The organism is Alphaproteobacteria bacterium (genome assembly GCA_035625915.1).
Lineage (GTDB): Bacteria > Pseudomonadota > Alphaproteobacteria > JACZXZ01 > JACZXZ01 > DATDHA01.
In genome coordinates this window covers 24,403-43,593 of record DASPOR010000181.1, presented here as the reverse complement: position 1 = coordinate 43,593, position 19,191 = coordinate 24,403, and the positions used below count along the sequence as shown (strand labels likewise).

Below are 19,191 nucleotides of genomic sequence, written 5' to 3'. Positions count from 1 at the left end.
CCGTCAATTGCTTTGAGCCAAGAAAATAGTTGCCCGCGCCCTCGATCGAGCCGGCGGTCATCCCCGTCGCTGTAAGGGGTGATATGTCAAATACGCCACCGCTGTTCGTAATGAAGCGAGCCTGACCTCCGGTGCTTGCATCGAAAAACTTTGTGAGACCGCCATTATTGGTGGTTATGATCGCCGAGCCCGCCGTGCTATTGCCCGAAAAATTCAGCGTGCCGGAATTATTGACGGTTGCCAGATCTGCCGAGCTACTGTCCTCGAAATTCACGACGCCCCCGGCGCTATTGGTGATTAAGGCGCTACCAGCGTCGCTGGAACCCAGGAAGTTGATTGTCCCGCCGCCTCCCGTGTTATTGATACTTGCGGTCCCAGCGTTGCTTGAACTCTCAAAAGTGATGACGCCGCTCGCGGCGAAGTTCGTGATGACGGAATTGCCGGCGTTGCTTGTGTCGGTAAAAACGACGGTACCGCCGCCCGAGGATGTGTTGTTGATCGTCGCGTTCGCAGCACTGCTCGCGCCCTGGAACGTGACAGTGCCGGCGCCCACGTCGTTGCTGATAACAGCACTGCCTGCATTGCTGTTGATGAAATCGATGTTGCCGGAGTTTTGATTTTCAAAAATTGCGCCGCCAGCGGTGCTGTTATCAAAGGTTATCGTCCCACCTCTATTGCCGTAGCCAATTGTATTGTTACCAGCAGTGCTGTTCTCGAATAACAACGTCCCCCCGGACAGTATGACGATATTTTGACGGTTACTGGATTCGTTGGTAATGCCGCCGGCACCTGTTATTTCGAGAGTAGCTCCGCCAAGAACACCGATGCTGTACTCCGGCGCCAACGAGGTGAAAGTGATTTGATCGACGCTTGTGTTGGAAAAAATTAATGGGGCTGCCCCGTTCGTCGAGGTGGCTCCAAAGAACGCCGTGCCGGTCGGCACCACGGTCGGCGTCCAGTTGTTGGGGTCATTGAAACTGCTTGGTGGGGCAGGGTTGGCCGACCACGTCGCATTCTCTTGCGCGTCGGCAATGCCGGTAACGCAACATGCGACCGTCAGCGCGAGCATCGCGAGCGGGATTCGCGAGCAAGGCGGACACATGCAATCCCCCGTCGAGGTCTCTGGCAGCGCTTGCCGGCGATTCGACTTTTGCAAGAGTCGCCTAAAACGACACTACTCTTCAGTGTGCCAAAGTGTGCTCGTAATGTCCATAAGGCGCACGTAAGATTCATTGGTATGAGCGGAGTCTAAGCAAGCCGAAGGCGCTGAGCTGGTGCAATACGCTGCAAATGTCGAGTTAAATCGCTTCCGACCTCCGCAGTGGGTCACAGGCACATTGTCGCCAGTCTGCGCAATCGGTGCTATTTATCCATCGCGGACCATCCATTGATTTATGGGACAGCCCCCTAGTGTGGTGGATTTGAAGTTCCAAGCATCTTGATGGCATCCGCGTTCAGGAACCTCAAATCCGAAGATCACACGAGATACAACATATTACTAGTGCGGCTTTGAATCCGAAATTCGCTCACGGTCCCGCCCCCTAATGTGGCGAATTTCGGATTCGCCACACGAGCATCCCCTATTGCCGCCACCGCATGGGAAGCCTATCATTACCTTTACGTAAACGTCAAAAAAGACCGCTTTTCAACGCCCCTGGTGGCTGCGTGTCGTGGCCGCCCATCGAGTGCGGCTTGGCGACTTCTTGGGGAGTGTCGAGATGGACAAGATGCCGGTTCACGAGATGACAGCGGATAAGATGACCGTTCGGGAATTCAATGCCCTCGTCGAACGGGATCTGCCGCTCGCGCGCTGGTTGGGCTTTTCGGCCGAAGCGATCGGCGAGGGGAAGGCGACGATCCGTTTGCCCTTTCGGAAGGATTTTGTACGGCCCGGCGGAACCATCGCCGGACCGGCGATGATGGCGCTTGCCGATTGCGCCATGTATGCCGCAGTCCTCGGCGCGCGTGGCGACGCAATCATGGCGGTCACGAGCAACCTTTCCATCCACTTCCTGCGCGCCCCCAAGCCGGTCGACATGGTGGCCGAGGCGGAATTGTTGCGAATGGGCCGCCGCCTCGCGGTCGTCGAAGTGACACTCTATTCCGCAGGCGATGAAAAACCCGTCGCGCACATCGCCGGCACCTACGCCCTGCCAAGCCAGGCAAGCGGCGAAGGTTTTGCGGTACCATGATACCGCGTCGGAAATCCGCGCAAATCCGGGCAGTTTACCGTTGACTTCGACGAAATTCGTGGCATATTCCGCCGCCTGTTGCGGCTCCCACGGGATTGATCCCGTGGGGCCTTTTCTTTCGGATCGGGCTCAGCGATGGCTTTAATGGATTCGATGAAGACCTATGCCGCCAAGCCGGCTGAGGTCGAGAAGAAGTGGGTGCTGTTCGATGCCGAAGGTGTGGTGCTCGGCCGGCTTGCGGCCGAGATTGCACGGCGTCTGCGCGGCAAGCACCGCACGATCTACACGCCGCACGTCGACACGGGCGAGCATGTAGTCGTGATCAATGCCGAAAAGGTGCACGTCACGGGCCACAAACTCGCGGATCACAAATTCTATTGGCATACGGGTTATCCCGGCGGGATCAAGGAGCGGCCGATCGGCAAGATCCTGGCCGGCAAGCATCCCGAGCGCGTGATCGAGAAAGCGGTCGAGCGCATGGTTCCGCGCGGGCCGCTCGGGCGGCGCCAGATGAGCCACTTGCGCGTCTATGCCGGCCCAAGCCATCCCCATGAGGCGCAGAATCCTGAGAAGGTCGATTTCTCGGCCGCCAATCCGAAAAACAAGAGGAGCGCTTAGCCATGTCCGAGCAGATGGACGTCCAGGCTCAGCCGGCTCAACCCCGCATCGACGCGCTCAAGCGCTCCTACGCGACGGGCAAGCGCAAGAACGCGATTGCCCGCGTCTGGATCAAGCCGGGCAACGGCAAGATCACCGTCAACGGCCGTGAAAGCCAGGTCTATTTCGCGCGCCCCGTGCTGCGCATGCTGCTCAACCAGCCCTTCTCCGTCACAAATCGGGTCGGCCAATACGACGTGATCTGCACGGTGATCGGCGGCGGGCTTTCGGGCCAAGCGGGTGCGGTCCGCCACGGCATCAGCCGCGCTCTCGTCTATTATGAGCCGGATTTGCGGCCGAGCCTCAAGCAAGCCGGCTTTCTCACCCGCGACGCCCGCGTGGTCGAGCGTAAGAAGTACGGCAAGGCCAAGGCGCGACGTAGCTTCCAGTTCTCGAAGCGGTAACCCTCGAGGAACCTGCTCACCTCATGCGAAGGGGCGTCCTCCAGGGACGCCCCTTTTCGTATGCGCAAAGAGACCTTAGTCTTTCACGCAAGCTCGAAAGGTAACGTGCGATGGCAAGCAAGACGAACCGGATCAAGATCGGGATTTTGGGCGCAAGCGGTTACACGGGTGCTGAACTGCTGCGTTTGCTCGCACGCCACCCCGAGGCGGAAATTACGCTCCTCACCGCCGACCGCCATGCGGGCAAACCGCTGGCCAGCGTCTTTCCCCATCTTGCTGCTGCGGGATTTCCGGACCTTATCAAGATCGAGGACGGCAACTGGGACAAGACGGACGTGGTCTTCTGCGCGCTCCCCCACGGGACCACGCAGGAGGTGATCGCGGCCCTTCCGCAGCGGCTGAAGGTTATCGATCTCTCGGCCGATTTTCGCCTCCACGACGTCGAGACTTATGCCGAATGGTACGGTCACGAGCATCGCGCCCCCGATCTCCAGAAGGTGGCGGTCTACGGCCTCACCGAGATCAAGCGCGACGCGATCAGGAAGGCGCGGCTCGTCGCCAACCCGGGCTGCTATCCGACGACGGCGGAATTGCCGCTCATCCCGCTTATCCAATCGGGCGAGATCGACGCGGACGACATCGTCATCGATGCGAAGTCGGGTGTTACCGGTGCTGGTCGCGCAGCGCGTGAGGAAATGCTGTTCGCCGAGGTGTCCGAAGGCATTCACGCCTACGGCATTGCCAAGCATCGCCACGCGCCCGAAATCGAACAGGGTCTCTCGGAGGCCGCGGGGCGGCCGATCACCGTCAATTTCACGCCGCACCTCATGCCCATGAACCGGGGCATCCTCGGGACGATCTATGTCCGGCTCGCGAATGGGGCCAAGGCGGACGATCTTCGGGCAACCCTCGAAAAACGCTATGCCGACGAGCCCTTCGTGCAAATCCTTCCCAAGGGTGTTGCACCGGCGACCCGGCATGTGCGCGGCTCGAACCATTGCCTCATCGCCGTCTTTGCCGATCGTCTGCCCGGCCGGGCGATCGTGGTTTCGGTGATCGACAATCTGGTGAAGGGCGCCTCGGGGCAGGCGGTGCAGAACATGAATGTGATGCAGGGCCTTGCCGAGGTAATCGGCCTCGAGCAGCAGCCTCTCTTCCCATAGGGTGGGGTTGGAGATGGCCGGCCTCATCCTCCCGTTCAATGGCAAGCTGCCGCGAATTGCCGCCGATGCGTTCGTGGCGCCGAACGCAACCGTCATCGGCGACGTCGAGATCGGTGCTGGCGCTTCGATCTGGTTCGGATGCGTTCTACGCGGCGATGTGAACGCGATCCGCGTGGGCGCCAAAACGAACCTTCAGGACGGCACGGTCGTCCATGTCAACAGCGACCGCCACGGCGAGGGCGGCATGCCCACGCATATCGGCGACGGGGTCGTCGTTGGGCACTGCGCGCTTATCCATGCCTGCACGATTCGGAATGGTGCATTTATCGGAATGCGCGCCACGGTAATGGACGGGGCGGTCGTCGAAGAAGGGGCCATGGTCGCCGGCGGTGCTGTCGTAACACCCGGCAAGGTCGTGAAATCGCGCCAGCTTTGGGCGGGATATCCCGCGAAGTTCATGCGCGAGCTGAGCGATGCGGAGCTCGCCGATATCCCCTATCTCGCCGAGCACTATCGGGCGCTCGGCGCGCAATATCGCGATCAGCTCCCCGCCTTCACGCGCACGTAAGAGCCCGGTGCATCCTCGACCGCCTTGAGCGCACCTTCGCCGGGTACGCGCGCCTTCACCATTGGGCCGCCATGCTTGGCGATCCACTTGCCCCACTCGGTCCACCAGGAACCCGGGTGTTGCTCGGCTCCCGCGAGCCACTCATCGGGAGACGACGCCTTCTTGCCGTTCGTCCAGTAACAGTATTTCTGCGCGTTCGGCGGGTTGACGACGCCAGCGATGTGGCCGGAGGCGGAGAGACAGAACTTGACCGGACCGCTGTAAAGCCTGGTCGCGGAGAAGGTCGACTTCCAGGGTGCAATATGGTCCTCCCGTGTCGAGAGGATGAAAGTGGGCAGAGCGATCTTGCCGAGGTCGATAGGAACGCCGCCAAGCTCGATCCCGCCGGGGACCGCGAGCAGGTTCTCCTGATACATCTTGCGAAGATAAAAGGTGTGCATCGCCGCCGGCATGCGCGTCGAATCCGCATTCCAGTAGAGGAGATCGAAGGGGAACGGATCCTTTCCCAAGAGGTAATTGTTCACGACGAACGACCAGATGAGGTCGTTGGCGCGCAGCATGTTGAAGGTCGTCGCCATGGCCGAGCCTTCGAGATAGCCCTTCTCGCGCATCATGGCTTCGAGGGAGGCGAGCTGCTCCTCGTCGATGAAGACGCCGAGTTCGCCCGCTTCTTCGAAATCGACCATCGTCGTGAAGAATGTCGCACTCTTGAATCGTGCATCGCCTTTGGCGGCCATATAGGCGAGGGTCGAGGCGAGGAGAGTCCCCCCGAGGCAATAGCCGATCACATTGACGTCCTCGGCTCCGGTCGCCTTTTGGACGGCGCCGAGGGCGGCGAGGATGCCCTCGAACATGTAGTCCTCGAAGGTCTTCGCCGCCAAATGCTCATCGGGATTGACCCACGAGACAACGAATACCGTATGGCCTTCCCCGACCGCCCATTTGATGAACGAGTTCTTCTCGCGGAGATCGAGAATGTAGAACTTGTTGATCCACGGCGGCACGATGAGGAGTGGGCGCTTATAGACCTCGGTTGTGGTCGGCGCGTATTGGAGAAGCTGTATGAGGTCGTTCTGGAAAACGACCTTCCCCGGCGTCACCGCGATGTTATCGCCGAGCTTGAAAACCTCCATGTCGGTCATCTTGATGTGGAGCTTGCCCTTGCCGCGCTCGAGATCGCCGAGCAGGTTCGAAAGCCCCTTCACGAGGTTCTCGCCGCTCGATTCCACTGTGGCGCGGATGACCTCGGGGTTGGTCAGCACGAAATTCGATGGCGCCATCGCGTCGACGAATTGGCGTGTGTAGAAATCGACCTTCTTGGCGGTCTTTTCATCGAGGCCGTCCACGTCGCGCACAGTGTCGGTGATCCAGCGCGAGGTGAGCAGATAGGATTGCTTGATGAAGTCGAAGAGCTGATTTTCCTCCCACGAGGGGTCCTTGAAACGGCGATCCTCGGGTGCGGGCTGAGCAACCGGATCCGCCTCGGCGCCGAGCCAGCGCCGCGTCGTCGTCTGCCACAGCGTCATATAGTCGCGCCAGAGATTGACTTGCGCGCCCATGAGCTTGGCTGGGTTCGATATCATGCGTGCGGTCATTTCGAGGAAGGCGTTGCCGACATTGAGGGGGTCCGCCATGCCAACGTGACGGCCGGCTGCTTGGCGGGTAAGGAAATCGGTCACCAATGTCTGGCTGCGCTCCGCGATCTTGGCCATCGCGCGCGAAAGCTCGACCGGGTCAGGCAGCTTGATATCGGGACCCTTGCGCTCCCCCTCGGTTTCCGTCGCCATTGGGCTTTCCTTCTTCGCACTTGCTAACGCAACCCTCGGGCCCGCTCGCTGTCAAAGGCCCGCCCCGCCTCGAATCTTGCGCTCTATATATCGTTCGACTACACGATATTAGCAACCGGCATTCAGCCGGCAGAGGTGCGGCGGGCGGCGTTGGCCCCGGCCGGACCAGCGGATCGATGTTGAGGTTTCGTGGGCGCACACAGGATTTCGGTCATCGCGGCTATAGCGACGCTTCTACTGGCGGCATGCACCGACCAGACCAACCTGGATCTTCGGGAAGGGCTCGTTCAGCACGTCAAGCAACCGCTGCCGGGGGTCGATCAACCGTTTCCCAACCTCTCGAGCGTTCCCGACACCCCACCGCCGATCCCGTCGAAGGCGGCTCGTAGCGAGCTGGCAAAGTCGCTCGAGGCCGACAACAAGAGCGCCACTTACAACCCCGACTTATCGCAGGCGCCGAAACTTCCGCCCGAGCCGCAGGAATTGCCGCCCAATTTTCTGACCGCACTCTCGCCCGTCAAGGTGCCCGATGCGCCGGGGCAGCAAATAGTCCCCGAGGCTCAATCGGCAGCCCTCGTGACCGAAATGCCGCCCTTCGCTGGCGCGGCCCACTCGAGTCGAATTGCTATTGTCTTGTTTTCGTCCGGCTCGGCCGAGATCGATCGGACGCAAGTCGCAAAGCTCGAGCCGATTGCGACTTTGCTGCGCCGCCAGGGTGGCGGCGTGCAGGTTGTGGGTTATGCCGCTTCCGAGGGTGGTGGGAGCGGTGCGCAGGGCAGGATCGCCGATTTCCACCTCTCACTCGAACGGGCGAACGGTGTGGGGCGCGCACTCGTTGGCCTCGGCGTCAAGCCCAGCGAGCTTGTCGTCAGTGCGGCCGGAGTGGGGGCGCCGACGATTTCTCTTGTGGGGGTTTCGGGAAGCGACGCCGAGGAGCGCGCCGACGTTTACTACTGGCACTGATATTGCCATCGGCCGGCAGAGAGGATCGCGCGACTTGACAAATCGGCAGAAAACGGGGGGTTGGGATTCATGACTTCGCGCGCCGATGCCGGTAAGATGCGCTCGAATACGAGGTAACGATGGGTAAGCACGAACATGGCACGGATAGCCTCGACCGGCGCCATCACCATGCCGGACAGGACGCCCCGTCCGATTTGACGCTGCGGGTCAAGGCGCTCGAGTCCCTCCTGGTCGAGAAGGGGCTCGTCGATCCCGCCGCACTCGACGTGCTGATCGATGCCTACGAGCACAAGATCGGTCCGCGCAACGGCGCACGCGTGGTCGCCAAGGCGTGGATCGACCCGGCCTACCGGAAGCGGCTCTTCAATGATGCGACGGCGGCGATCGCCGAGCTCGGCTATACGGGTCGCCAGGGCGAGCACATGGTCGCCCTCGAAAACACCGCGAAGGTCCACAACCTCGTCGTCTGCACGTTATGTTCCTGCTATCCCCTGCCGGTGCTCGGCCTGCCGCCGGTCTGGTACAAATCGTCGCCGTATCGCTCGCGCGCCGTGATCGACCCGCGCGGCGTACTGCACGAGTTGGGGCTCGAACTTCCGGACGACGTCGAGGTGCGCGTATGGGACTCGACCTCCGAAGTGCGTTACCTCGTCGTACCCGAACGGCCGGCAGGGACGGAACAGCTGAGCGAGGAGCAGCTCGCCGCCCTCGTCACCCGCGACGCCATGATCGGCGTCGCCAAAGTCGCCCCACCCGCCTAGGAGTCCCGCCGATGAACAGTGTCCACGACATGGGTGGGATGCATGGCCTCGGCCCGATTGAATACGAGAAGGACGAGCCGGTGTTTCACGCGCAGTGGGAAGCGCGCGCGTTTGCGCTGACGGTTGTTATGGGCGCTTGGGGCAAATGGAACATCGACGCGGGGCGCCATGCACGCGAGAGTATTCCAGGCCCCGAATATCTCCGCATGAGCTACTACGAGAAGTGGCTCACGGGCCTTGAAAGCCTCGCGGTGCGCCAGGGCCTTATCACCGAGACGGAGCTGGCAAGCGGGCGACCCGCGCCCGGATCGGAGAAAAGGACACCACCGGTGAACGCGGACACCGTGGCCCGGAACCTCAGGAAGGGAGTGCCGGTGACGCGCGATTTACCGGTGACGCCGCGCTTCAAGGCCGGTCAGCGCGTGCGGGCGAAGAATCTCCATCCGACTGGGCACACGCGCTTGCCCCGCTATGCGCGCGGGAAGCTCGGCGTGATTGAGCGAGATCACGGCGTTCACGTCTTCCCCGACAGCAACGCGCATTTTCGCGGCGAGAATCCGCAGCATCTCTATTCGGTGCGCTTCACCGCGACCGAGCTATGGGGCGATGAGGCGAAGGGAAGCGACTCCGTCGCCCTCGACCTCTGGGACGATCATCTTGAGCCCGCCTGAGCGGAATAGCGTCGCCGAACAGTTCGGGGCGCTTTCCGGTTTGCCACGGGACGATGACGGCCCGGTCTTCGCCGAGCTTTGGCAGGCCCAAGCCTTCGCGATCGTCGTCAAACTCTTCGATGCCGGTTGCTTCACCTGGAAGGAGTGGGCGGCAACCCTCGCCGCCGAAATCGCGGCCGCCGATGCGCGCGGAGAGGGCGAGGACGGCACGCTATATTACGATTATTGGCTTGCCGCCCTCGAACGCATCGTCGCGGAGAAGGGGATCGTCGATCCTGCGTCACTCCTTGCACGCAAGGCGGCCTGGGCTGAGGCCTATCGGATGACACCCCACGGCAAGCCGGTCGAGCTCGAGCCGCACGGACCGGAATAATCCACATTTTTCGAGGCGTTGCCGCCGGTCCGCCGGCGGCGCGCACGAGGCTGGGTCGACGCTGGATTTTCCTCGAAATTTCGCCGTTCGAACGATAAATAGGCGCGCAGGGAGCGATGGTGTTGCCCTATGATCGCGTGAGCATCGGGATTGAGCGAGCAATCGAAATTTCCAAGAGTCGAGGTGACGCTTTGAGAATTCGGATGGGCATCGGCCATCGCCGCGCGATGCTTCAAATCGCCATCGGTTGGACGATGTGCAGGCAGCGCTCGAAAGCCCTATGGCACTCGATCGCTCGGTTTCGATGAAATCGCTTCGCATCGCCATCGCCGGTCTCGGTACGGTCGGCGGCGGAACGCTCGCGCTCCTCACCAGGAACGCGGTCCTGCTGACCGAGCGCTGCGGGTCATCGCTCGACGTCGTCGCCGTCAGTGCCAGGGATCGCAAGCGCGAACGCGCCGCACCGCTTGCGAACATCGAATGGTACGACGACGCGGTCGAGATGGCGCGCGAATCCGACGCCGACGTCGTGGTCGAATTGATCGGCGGTTCGGACGGTGTCGCCAAATCGGTCATCGAGACGGCACTCGATCGGCGCAAGCATGTGGTGACCGCGAACAAGGCGCTGCTTGCCCATCATGGTGCCGTTTTGGCGGAGAAAGCCGAGCGTGCGGGGGTATCGCTCAACTACGAGGCGGCCGTCGCGGGCGGCATTCCGATCGTCAAGGCGTTGCGCGAAAGCCTCGCCGGCAACCGGATCGAGCGCGTCTACGGCATCCTCAACGGCACCTGCAACTATATTTTGACCGACATGCGCCGGAGCGGGCGGGAATTCGCGGCGGCACTTGCGGACGCGCAGCGGCTCGGCTATGCCGAAACGGACCCGAGCTTCGATGTGGATGGCGTCGACGCCGCGCACAAGCTCGCGATACTGGCAAGCCTCGCCTTCGGTACGAAAGTGAACTTCGCGGGCGTGCACATGGAAGGCATTCGCCATGTCTCTCCGCACGACATCGCTTATGCCGAGGAACTCGGTTACCGGATCAAGCTCATCGGCAGCGCGCGGCTCACGGATCACGGCCTCGAACAGCGCGTGCACCCCTGCATGGTCTCACTCCAGACCCCGCTCGCTCACGTCGAGGGCGTTTTGAACGCCGTGGTCGCCAAGGGCGATTTCGTCGAGACGACCGAATATGAGGGCCGTGGTGCGGGTGCGGGTCCGACGGCGTCGGCCGTGGTCGCGGACCTCGTGGATATCGCTCTTGGTCGGCGCGCGCCGACCTTCGGCGTGCCGGCCTCCCAACTCAAAGCCATAAAACCCGCACCCATGGCTCGCCATTACGGCGCCTATTACGTCCGCCTCATGGTGGTCGACCGTCCCGGCGTGATCGCCGACATCGCCGCGGCACTCCGCGACCAGCAGGTGTCGATGGAGGCGATGATCCAACGCGGCCGCGCACCCGACGCGACCGTGCCGGTGGTGCTGACCACCCACGAGACGGAAGAGGCGGCAATGCGCCGTGCCCTCGATCAGATCGGCGCCCTCGACAGCATGCGCGAGCCGCCTCGCATGATCCGGATCGAGCCCCTATGACGGCAAAATCCCGCTAAAATGAGACCGAGGAAACGCAGAGCGCGATAATCGCGAACAAGAGGACGACATGGCCGAATCGCAAAAAATGGATCGCAACCTCGCCCTCGAGGTGGTTCGGGTGACCGAATGGGCCGCACTCGCCGCCTCCCGCCTCATGGGCCGCGGCGACGAAAAATCGGCGGACCAGGCAGCCGTGGACGCGATGCGCTCGGCCCTCAACGGTTTGCGCATCGAGGGTACCGTGGTGATCGGCGAGGGCGAGCGCGATCAGGCGCCGATGCTTTACATCGGCGAGAAGGTCGGCACCGGCGACGGCCCTATGACCGACATCGCCCTCGACCCGCTCGAAGGCACGACGATCACGGCGCGCGGCGGGCCGAACGCCCTCGCGGTCATCGCACTCGCCGAGCATGGCAATTTCCTGAACGCGCCCGATGTCTACATGGACAAGATCGCGGTCGGCGGCGGCCTGCCCGAGGCTGTGGTCGACATCGACGCTTCTCCCAAGGAGAACCTGCGGAACCTCGCCAAGGCCAAGGCGAGCGAGGTCGAAGATCTCGTCGCCTGCATACTCGATCGTCCGCGCCACGCGGAACTCATCGCCAAGGTGCGCGAGGCGGGCGCTCGCATCATGCTGATCTCCGACGGCGACGTGAGCGGGGTGATCGCGACCTCGCTCGAGGAGAGTGGCGTCGACATCTATCTCGGCACCGGGGGCGCCCCAGAGGGCGTTCTCGCCGCGGCGGCCTTGCGCTGCATCGGCGGGCAGATGCAAGGCCGGCTGCTTTTTCGTAACGACGATGAGAAGAGCCGCGCCCATCGCCTCGGCATCAAGGACCTCACGCGCAAATACACGCTGACCGAGCTTGCCAAGGGCGATGTGATGTTCGCCGCGACAGGTGTGACCGATGGCTCTCTTCTGCGCGGCGTGCGCCGCTGGAAGGGCGGGGGGCGGACGCATTCGATCGTGATGCGTTCGAAGACCGGCACGGTGCGCTTCATCGAAGCGATCCACAACTTCGAGCGCAAGCCCGGCATCATCGGCGCTTGAACATGTGTCGCTTGAGATCGGGCCGCTTGCGGCGGGCAGGAATGCGCAGTAACGGACAGGGCTGCTTCTGTGGTGACGGCATTCTTCCGGTTGCCGTCGCCGGAGGATGACCGGTGGCGGCACCTGGTTCCCCGCCTTTCCTCGGGATCGAGCGCTCACTTCTCGGCCGACGCTGGCATCAGCGCGCTGCGGAAGATCGCGCCGCACTGGCGCTTGCCCAACGTCTCGGGTTGCCCGAGCCCGTGGCGCGCGTGCTCGCCGGGCGCGGCGTCGGCGTCGACGAGGCGGAGAGCTTCCTCAATCCCACGCTGCGCACGATGCTGCCGGACCCGTTTCATCTGCGCGACATGGACAAAGCCGCGCGCCGGATCGTGGATGCTGTGATCTCGTGCGACTCGATCGCCGTATTCGGCGACTATGACGTGGACGGTGCTACGTCCTCGGCCCTTCTCAAGCATTTTTTCGCCGCGGTGGGCGTGCCGATCCGGGTCTATATCCCCGACCGGCTCAAGGAAGGCTATGGTCCGAACGCGCCGGCGTTGCTGCGCCTCAAGGCGGAGGGGATCACGCTCGTCATCACGGTCGATTGCGGCACCGCCGCCTTCGATGCGCTTGAGACCGCCGCCGAAGCGGGGCTTGAGGTCGTCGTCGTCGATCACCACGTGGCGGAGCCGCGCCTGCCGCGCGCCGTCGCGATCGTGAATCCGAACCGGCTCGATGAGGAGAGCCCGCACCGACAGCTCGCGGCCGTGGGCGTTGCGTTCCTCCTTGCGGTTGCGGTCAACAAGGTGCTGCGGGAAGCGGGTTGGTACCGCACACGCTCGATGCCGGACCTGATGCAGTGGCTCGACATCGTAGCCCTTGGCACCGTGTGCGATGTGGTGCCGCTTACCGGCGTCAACCGCGCACTCGTGACCCAGGGCCTCAAAGTCATGGCGCGGCGCGCCAACCCCGGCCTTACGGCTTTGGCGGATGTAGCGCGGATCGACGAACGTCCGAATGCCTATCACCTCGGATTCCTCCTGGGGCCGCGCGTGAATGCGGGTGGCCGGGTGGGGGAAGCGGACTTGGGCGCAAGGCTTCTCACGACCCCGGACCAGAACGAGGCCCAAGCGCTCGCCAAGCGCCTCGACGGTTATAATTCGGAGCGCCAGGCGATCGAAGCCGAGGTGCTCGAGGCCGCGATCGCGGCGGTCGAGGCAACGCCGCAAGGTTCAATTGCATTCGCGGCCGCAAAGGGCTGGCATCCCGGCGTCATCGGCATCGTCGCGAGCCGGCTCAAGGAGCGTTACAACCGCCCGGCATTCGTCGTGGCGCTCGAAGGCGGGATCGGCAGGGGCTCGGGCCGCTCGGTGAGCGGGCTCGATATGGGGGCGGCCGTGATCGCGGCGAAACAGGCGGGTCTTCTCGTCAACGGCGGGGGGCACGCGATGGCGGCGGGACTCACGGTGGCCGCCGATAAACTCGACACCCTCCGTCTCTTCCTCGACGCGCGCATCGGCGAGGAGATCGCCGAAAAGGGAATCGCGCCGACCCTCGCCATCGATGGCGCCTTGACGCTTCAGGCGGCCAGCCGGAACCTCGTCGAGCTTCTGGAAAAGCTTCAGCCTTTCGGCTCCGGCAATGCAGAGCCGACCTTCGTGCTGCGCGACGCTCTCGTGGTGCGCGCCGAGCCAGTCGGCAACGGCCACGTGCGCGCGATTCTCGCCGACGCGGCCGGAGGCCGGCTCAAGGCGATTGCGTTCCGAAATCTTGAAACGCCCCTCGGCCAGGCCCTGATGCGACGGCCGGCGACGCCGCTCCATCTTGCGGGCCATCTCCGCGCCGATCGCTGGGCGGGACCGGAAGGTGTGCAGTTCATCGTCGATGACGGTGCCGAGGCGGGATAGGGAGAGGGTAGCAAAGGCATCGACCCCTTGGCATGACCGAGCAAATGCTTGCCATCGAGAGCGGGAAACGCTACCTCTCGCCGCCAGCGACCCCTTCGTCTAGAGGCCTAGGACATCGCCCTTTCACGGCGGTAACACGGGTTCGAATCCCGTAGGGGTCGCCAGCTAAATCAAGGACTTATTTGTGCGGCCCGGCTGGTGCCAAGCGTTCGGCGGCAACCGTGTCGGCGCGGTTGCCGGCCTTGCGGATTTCGCCGGCGACGGCATTCGCTTCGTTGGCACCGCTTCCGAAATGGACGAGCACCTGGGGCACCGGTTTTGGCGAGTGCGCAGGCAATCGCCCGCCCGTTTCCACGCGAGGCGCCGGTGACGAGAGCGGTCTTTCCTGAAAGAGCGGACATGATTGTTCCCCTCACGCGTTGGTACCGCCGTCAACGGTCAGGTTCGCACCCGTAATATACGATGCTTCCGGGCCCGCCACGAAGGCGACCAATGCCGCGACATCGTTCACGCTGCCGTAACGATGGAGTGCACGACCTCAGTCGGCTCTATCCTCCGTCTCACATGTCTTGAGAGGCCAGAATGAGCGGGAGCATTGCGAATCCGACGAGAAGGGCACAAACGCGACAGAGTTGCCTGGGTCACGCTCAAATCGGTGCTATCGTGTCGTCATGCGGCGTGGACAATAGCACGTCAGGGAGAGGGTTTAGGCCATGCTCAACACCAGGACCTGTAGGATCGATGTCGCCACACTCCGTCAATTTATGGAGAACATTCTCGGTGCCGTAGGCTGCGACGTCGCGACGGCACGGGTGCTGGCCGAGGTTCACCTCGAAGCGGACCTACGCGGCATCGGTGTGCAGGGGCTCAACCATCTCATCAACTCTCATGTCGCTAAACTGAAATCGGGCAAGGAAAAGCCGAACGTCAAGCCAAATTTGGTTCACGACAGAGATGCCATTGCGGTTATTGACGGCCAGTCGGGGCCAGGTCCGATCGCAGCTCTATTCGCGGCGGAGCTCGCCGCCCAAAAGGCGCATAAGACCGGCTGCGCCGCCGTCGGCGTGCGCAACAGCCATGATTTGTACATGGCCGGCTATTACGCCGAACGGATCGCACGCATGGGTGCTATCGGCTTTGTGTTCTCCGATGATGTGATTCCGGTCGTCCATCCAGTCGGCGGCGCGGAACCCGCGATTGGCAGCAACCCCATGGCGATCGCTGTGCCGTCGGAGGGCGAACCATTCCTAATCGACTTCGCGCCCTGTGCGACGCTGCCGACTTATGTGCGTTACACCAAGCGCTACGGCGGCCGATTGCCGGAGGGCGTTGCACATGATGCGCTCGGCCGACCGACAACCGATCCATACTCGGTCAGCGACGGCTCCGCACTTCAACGTGGCCTCGGCGCTATCGCTCCCCTTGGCAACAAGGGCTATGGGCTTTTACTTGCAATCGACTTTCTTTCCGGCGCGCTCATGGGCTGCGACATGGGTAGCGACCACGCCTCGAAGCCGAAGGTCACGAAGGGACATCTCTTTGTGGCCATCGACCCCGCCGCGTTTGGCGATCCACGGCACTTTCGCCAAGCTGTGAGCGCCCGTATTGGCGCAATCAAAGGGTCGCGTAAAGCCACAGACACTGACGAAATTCGCGTGCCTGGAGAACGCAGTTTCGCCTGCCGCGCACGTAACCTACGTGACGGACGCGTTAACATCGACGCGATTTGCTGGGAAGACGCGCTCAAGCTCGCGAAGGAGCTCGACCTTGAAGCTCCCGCTGCTACCACGTGAGGCGGGTGCATTCACGGATCGGGGCTAAGTAATGCCGCACTGCCAAAGTCACCAAAATCTTCGGATTTCATTCCTCGTCCACGTGGCGCCCGACCTGCGCGGTCGATGGGCTCCGCCCACATCGGCCGTGACCTAAGAGCCCTGCCGCACTAACATTCGATGCGGCTGCGCGACCGGGGCAGTTCACGCGGTTCAAAAACAAAGGACGATTTTCTGCAATCGACAACCGCACTGAGATTCGCAATGCTTTGGCTCGTCGGCGCATGCACGCGCGCCACGATGCTATCCTTGCCCCCGGTTATTCCATTTATTCACCGGGACCTTGACTTGAGCGAGACCGCGATTGGCGTTCTGACGTCGCTTCCGGTGTTGCTGCTCGCACTAGGCGCCGTACCCGGCTCGCTGCTCGTCGCGCGCACGGGACTTCGCCGCACGCTGTTTCTTGGCCTGGTCATGGTTACGCTTTTTGGCGCCGCTCGTGGCCTCGGTCCATCCGAGACGACGCTCTTCGCTTCGACTTTCTTGATGGGCATCGGCGTTGCAATTCTCCAGCCAGCAGTCCCAGCGCTCGTCAAAAGCTGGTTCCCTGCGCGCATCGGTATAGCGACCGCGATATTCACGAATGGGATAATTGTCGGCGAAATCTTCGGTGCAAGCTTCACGGTGCCACTCATGCGCGGAAGCTGGGAGCTTGGTCTTGCGATCTGGTCGCTGGTCGTACTCTCGACCGCCTTATTGTCGCAATTTCTCGTTGAACCGGTCGGCGCGGCCACGCCGTCGAATCGGCTCTGGTGGCCAAACTGGCGCGACAAGGCAATGTGGGACATCGGTATCTTGCTCGGCTGTAGTTCGGCTCTCTATTTCGGGGCAAATGCCTTTGTGCCGGATTTCCTGCACGCCGCAGGCGCTGACGACGACATCGGCCCTTGCTTGACGGTGCTGAACGTCTCGCAGCTGATTGCGTTCATTCCCATGTTTTTCGGTTCGGCCAGCGTTGTCGGCCGACGTCTGCCTCTGGTTGTCAGCGGCGTCGTGGGCCTCGTCGCCGTGGCAGGTATAGTCTCCGGTTTGCCCGTGCTCGTCTTTCCTGCGGCTGCCGCAATCGGATTTTGCACAGCATTCCTGCTGGCGCTCACCCTTGCGTTGCCGCCCCTTCTTGCGAAACCCGAGGATGTCCCTCGACTGTCCGCCGGAATATTCGCACTCGCCTATCTTTTGGCGGTTGTCCTGCCGATTGTCGGTGGCGCGATTTGGGACCTGACCGGTGTAAAAGAGAGCGCCTTCGCACCGTATGCAGTGGGAAGTATATTGGTCATCGTGTTTGCTTTGCTCCTAGACCTGCGGCCCCACCCGGACGCAGATCGCTGGGGCGATTTACCGTAAGCGGGCCTTTTGAACGAGCCGATGCTCGTCGAGGATGTTTTTCCCGATCGTAAGCGTGGAGGCTTCGATTTTGTCGATTTATAGGCAGGAGTTTGGCACATGGGAGTCGTAGTCGTGACCGGCGGAAGCCGGGGTATCGGTGCGGATATCTGCCGGCTCGCGGCGGAGCACGGCCACAGCGTATGCGTCAACTACGTTCGAGGTCAAAGAGAAGCGCATGCCGTCGTGGACGAAATCGGAAAGCGCGGTGGACACGCCATCGCCGTTCAGGCCGACGTGACGAACGAGGACCAAGTCGTGCGGATGTTCGACGAGGTTAAGTCCAATCTTGGTCAGATAACCGCACTCGTGAATAACGCGGGCGAGGGCGGCCAGCATGGGCCAATCGAATCTTGGCAGGCGGCGGCGACGCGACACCTCATCGAAGTGAACCTCTTTGGTCCCATGATTTGCAGTCGCGAAGCGGTCAAGCGTATGGCCCCGAAATTCGGCGGAAAGGGCGGCAGCATTATCAACATCTCTTCCGCATCGGCCAGAACCGGTTCCCCCGGGGTCTTCGTCCACTATGCCGCGACAAAGGGCGGCCTTGATGTGTTCACCACGGGTTTGGCCAAAGAGGTGGCGAAGGACGGAATACGCGTGAATGCCGTGCGCCCGGGATACGTGCGCACCGAAATGTACGAAGAGGATCTCAAGCAGAGTCCCGAATGGGTGCGAGCCACGATTGCCGCCATCCCGATGGGTCGCATGGCCGAGGTTCGCGATGTATCCTCCGTCGTTGTGTGGCTTTTATCGGATGAGGCCTCCTACGTCACGGGTAGCATCATCGATATTTCGGGCGGACGAGTGACCCAATGAATCAAATCGTATGAAACCGGCTTTGCGACGAGAAGACGCATGCAAATGAAGACGAGCATCGAGCTCGACATCGGAACGAGGACGTTCGCCTCCGGGCTGCTGCCGGAGCTGATTGCCGCGTTGCGTCGCAGCCGGCCCGGCGATCTCCTCGCCATCATCGGCCGCGAGGCGGGCGTTGGCGACGACCTTGAGGCTTGGTGCCGCTTTACTCGCAATACCTTGCTGGAAACAACCGCCGAGGCGGGCCGCACGCGTTGGGTCATTCGGTGCGGGGAAGCCCCCGCGAATGCCGACGCCGATCGACCCGTCGGTTCCCGGCTGTGGCTTTACACGAATTTCGATTGCAATCTGCAGTGCGATTATTGCTGTGTGCGCTCTTCACCAAAGGCGCCGCGGAGGGCACTCGGCGTCGAACGTGTGCGGCGGATCGCTCTTGAAGCAGCCGAGCTCGGCGTCAGCGAAATCTTTGTTACCGGCGGCGAGCCCTTTCTGCTCAAGGACATTGGTGAAATTCTGGCCGCGTGCGCCGAGGCGGCGCCGACGACAGTGCTCACCAACGGCATGCTCTTCGCGGGGCGGCGACTTGAGACCCTGCGTTCATTGTCGCGCGAGCGGGTGACGCTCCAGATCAGCTTGGACAGCCCCACACCCGAGCGGCATGACCGTCATCGTGGAAAGGGGTCATGGGCTCGCGCATTGAGGGGAATCGAGTGCGCACGCGCCGAAGGGTTTCGGGTGCGATTGGCGGCGACCGTGACGACCGATGACGAGGCAGAGACGTTCCGCCGCTTCCTCGACGCCAGGGAGATAGCCGAGGAGAACCGGGTCATACGCCGTGTCGCACTGCGGGGCTCCGCGACCGAGGGTGTGGCGCTCGCACGCGCGGATTTGGTGCCGGAGATAACGATCACGGCCGCCGGGGTCTACTGGCATCCGGTGGGAGCGGAAGATGCCGACTTGCTCGTGACCGCCGACATCTTCCCGCTTGCTGAATCGTTCGCCGCCGTGCGCCGTGCTTTCGACAAGGAAAGCGAGCATCGACGTCGCTTGGCGACGATTTTCAACTGTGCGTAACGTGCTGGTC

18 protein-coding genes, 1 tRNA gene and 2 pseudogenes are annotated in these 19,191 nt (G+C 62.4%); 17 read left to right on the top strand and 4 right to left on the bottom strand.

Features of this window, described 5'->3' with window-relative positions:
* Positions 1-1,069, bottom strand: a 1,069-nt coding sequence (locus tag VEJ16_14120; protein HYB10798.1) for a hypothetical protein, incomplete at its 3' end; no start/stop codon positions are given.
* 649 nt (positions 1,070-1,718) lie between these two features.
* On the opposite strand from VEJ16_14120, the gene VEJ16_14115 reads away from it, so the two are divergent.
* The 5 genes from VEJ16_14115 (at position 1,719) to VEJ16_14095 (ending at position 4,984) form a co-directional block, all read left to right on the top strand.
* Positions 1,719-2,192, top strand: coding sequence for a PaaI family thioesterase (locus tag VEJ16_14115; protein ID HYB10797.1), 474 nt, complete (start codon positions 1,719-1,721; stop codon positions 2,190-2,192).
* Between the two features lie 153 nt (positions 2,193-2,345).
* The gene (gene rplM / locus VEJ16_14110; GenBank protein ID HYB10796.1) at positions 2,346-2,810 is read left to right on the top strand and encodes a 50S ribosomal protein L13; all 465 of its coding nucleotides are present in this window, start codon (positions 2,346-2,348) and stop codon (positions 2,808-2,810) included.
* Between the two features lie 2 nt (positions 2,811-2,812).
* Complete coding sequence (rpsI, locus tag VEJ16_14105) at positions 2,813-3,253, top strand: 30S ribosomal protein S9 (protein HYB10795.1); 441 nt, start codon at positions 2,813-2,815, stop codon at positions 3,251-3,253.
* A 110-nt stretch (positions 3,254-3,363) separates the two neighbouring features.
* A complete protein-coding gene (argC, locus tag VEJ16_14100; GenBank protein HYB10794.1) occupies positions 3,364-4,416 on the top strand; it encodes an N-acetyl-gamma-glutamyl-phosphate reductase in 1,053 nt (350 codons plus the stop codon).
* 13 nt (positions 4,417-4,429) lie between these two features.
* On the top strand, positions 4,430-4,984 hold the full coding sequence (locus VEJ16_14095) for a gamma carbonic anhydrase family protein (GenBank protein ID HYB10793.1): 555 nt from the start codon (positions 4,430-4,432) through the stop codon (positions 4,982-4,984).
* On the opposite strand, the gene phaC is transcribed toward VEJ16_14095, so the two are convergent.
* The gene (gene phaC / locus VEJ16_14090) at positions 4,957-6,771 is read right to left on the bottom strand and encodes a class I poly(R)-hydroxyalkanoic acid synthase (GenBank protein HYB10792.1); all 1,815 of its coding nucleotides are present in this window, start codon (positions 6,769-6,771) and stop codon (positions 4,957-4,959) included. The genes VEJ16_14095 and phaC overlap by 28 nt on opposite strands.
* Positions 6,772-6,960: 189 nt before the next feature.
* Between phaC and VEJ16_14085 the strand changes: the two genes are divergently transcribed.
* The 8 genes from VEJ16_14085 (at position 6,961) to VEJ16_14050 (ending at position 14,237) form a co-directional block, all read left to right on the top strand.
* A complete protein-coding gene (locus tag VEJ16_14085) occupies positions 6,961-7,734 on the top strand; it encodes an OmpA family protein (protein ID HYB10791.1) in 774 nt (257 codons plus the stop codon).
* A gap of 119 nt (positions 7,735-7,853) precedes the next feature.
* The gene (gene nthA / locus VEJ16_14080; GenBank protein ID HYB10790.1) at positions 7,854-8,495 is read left to right on the top strand and encodes a nitrile hydratase subunit alpha; all 642 of its coding nucleotides are present in this window, start codon (positions 7,854-7,856) and stop codon (positions 8,493-8,495) included.
* An 11-nt stretch (positions 8,496-8,506) separates the two neighbouring features.
* Positions 8,507-9,166 (top strand): nitrile hydratase subunit beta, encoded by a 660-nt coding sequence (nthB, locus tag VEJ16_14075; protein HYB10789.1) that lies wholly within the window; start codon positions 8,507-8,509, stop codon positions 9,164-9,166.
* Positions 9,153-9,539 (top strand): nitrile hydratase accessory protein, encoded by a 387-nt coding sequence (locus tag VEJ16_14070; protein ID HYB10788.1) that lies wholly within the window; start codon positions 9,153-9,155, stop codon positions 9,537-9,539. Before nthB ends, VEJ16_14070 begins: the two co-directional genes overlap by 14 nt.
* Before the next feature lie 280 nt (positions 9,540-9,819).
* Complete coding sequence (locus VEJ16_14065) at positions 9,820-11,133, top strand: homoserine dehydrogenase (GenBank protein HYB10787.1); 1,314 nt, start codon at positions 9,820-9,822, stop codon at positions 11,131-11,133.
* 85 nt (positions 11,134-11,218) lie between these two features.
* A complete protein-coding gene (gene glpX / locus VEJ16_14060) occupies positions 11,219-12,184 on the top strand; it encodes a class II fructose-bisphosphatase (protein ID HYB10786.1) in 966 nt (321 codons plus the stop codon).
* Between the two features lie 113 nt (positions 12,185-12,297).
* Positions 12,298-14,073 (top strand): single-stranded-DNA-specific exonuclease RecJ, encoded by a 1,776-nt coding sequence (gene recJ, locus VEJ16_14055; protein ID HYB10785.1) that lies wholly within the window; start codon positions 12,298-12,300, stop codon positions 14,071-14,073.
* Positions 14,074-14,161: 88 nt separating this feature from the next.
* A tRNA-Glu gene (locus tag VEJ16_14050) sits at positions 14,162-14,237 on the top strand.
* A 44-nt stretch (positions 14,238-14,281) separates the two neighbouring features.
* Here VEJ16_14050 and VEJ16_14045 read toward each other — a convergent pair.
* A pseudogene (locus VEJ16_14045) lies at positions 14,282-14,474 on the bottom strand (SDR family NAD(P)-dependent oxidoreductase).
* Between the two features lie 11 nt (positions 14,475-14,485).
* A pseudogene (locus VEJ16_14040) lies at positions 14,486-14,605 on the bottom strand (SDR family oxidoreductase).
* Positions 14,606-14,786: 181 nt separating this feature from the next.
* Between VEJ16_14040 and VEJ16_14035 the strand changes: the two are divergent.
* From VEJ16_14035 to VEJ16_14020, 4 genes are all read left to right on the top strand, one after another.
* Complete coding sequence (locus tag VEJ16_14035) at positions 14,787-15,866, top strand: Ldh family oxidoreductase (GenBank protein HYB10784.1); 1,080 nt, start codon at positions 14,787-14,789, stop codon at positions 15,864-15,866.
* Positions 15,867-16,025: 159 nt separating this feature from the next.
* A complete protein-coding gene (locus VEJ16_14030; GenBank protein HYB10783.1) occupies positions 16,026-17,249 on the top strand; it encodes an MFS transporter in 1,224 nt (407 codons plus the stop codon).
* A gap of 99 nt (positions 17,250-17,348) precedes the next feature.
* Entirely contained in the window at positions 17,349-18,107 is a 759-nt protein-coding gene (locus VEJ16_14025; protein HYB10782.1) for an SDR family oxidoreductase, read from the top strand.
* A 39-nt stretch (positions 18,108-18,146) separates the two neighbouring features.
* Positions 18,147-19,181, top strand: coding sequence for a radical SAM protein (locus VEJ16_14020; GenBank protein ID HYB10781.1), 1,035 nt, complete (start codon positions 18,147-18,149; stop codon positions 19,179-19,181).
* Positions 19,182-19,191: the final 10 nt, after the last annotated feature.

What these genes read in the sequence shown, in the direction of transcription:
- VEJ16_14115 (HYB10797.1), top strand. Translation starts at nt 1,719, where the DNA reads ATGGACAAGATGCCGGTTCACGAGATGACAGCGGATAAGATGACCGTT.
- rplM (HYB10796.1), top strand. Translation starts at nt 2,346, where the DNA reads ATGAAGACCTATGCCGCCAAGCCGGCTGAGGTCGAGAAGAAGTGGGTG.
- rpsI (HYB10795.1), top strand. Translation starts at nt 2,813, where the DNA reads ATGTCCGAGCAGATGGACGTCCAGGCTCAGCCGGCTCAACCCCGCATC.
- argC (HYB10794.1), top strand. Translation starts at nt 3,364, where the DNA reads ATGGCAAGCAAGACGAACCGGATCAAGATCGGGATTTTGGGCGCAAGC.
- VEJ16_14095 (HYB10793.1), top strand. Translation starts at nt 4,430, where the DNA reads ATGGCCGGCCTCATCCTCCCGTTCAATGGCAAGCTGCCGCGAATTGCC.
- phaC (HYB10792.1), bottom strand. Translation starts at nt 6,771, where the DNA reads ATGGCGACGGAAACCGAGGGGGAGCGCAAGGGTCCCGATATCAAGCTG.
- nthA (HYB10790.1), top strand. Translation starts at nt 7,854, where the DNA reads ATGGGTAAGCACGAACATGGCACGGATAGCCTCGACCGGCGCCATCAC.
- nthB (HYB10789.1), top strand. Translation starts at nt 8,507, where the DNA reads ATGAACAGTGTCCACGACATGGGTGGGATGCATGGCCTCGGCCCGATT.
- VEJ16_14065 (HYB10787.1), top strand. Translation starts at nt 9,820, where the DNA reads ATGGCACTCGATCGCTCGGTTTCGATGAAATCGCTTCGCATCGCCATC.
- glpX (HYB10786.1), top strand. Translation starts at nt 11,219, where the DNA reads ATGGATCGCAACCTCGCCCTCGAGGTGGTTCGGGTGACCGAATGGGCC.
- VEJ16_14035 (HYB10784.1), top strand. Translation starts at nt 14,787, where the DNA reads ATGCTCAACACCAGGACCTGTAGGATCGATGTCGCCACACTCCGTCAA.
- VEJ16_14030 (HYB10783.1), top strand. Translation starts at nt 16,026, where the DNA reads ATGCGGCTGCGCGACCGGGGCAGTTCACGCGGTTCAAAAACAAAGGAC.
- VEJ16_14025 (HYB10782.1), top strand. Translation starts at nt 17,349, where the DNA reads ATGGGAGTCGTAGTCGTGACCGGCGGAAGCCGGGGTATCGGTGCGGAT.
- VEJ16_14020 (HYB10781.1), top strand. Translation starts at nt 18,147, where the DNA reads ATGCAAATGAAGACGAGCATCGAGCTCGACATCGGAACGAGGACGTTC.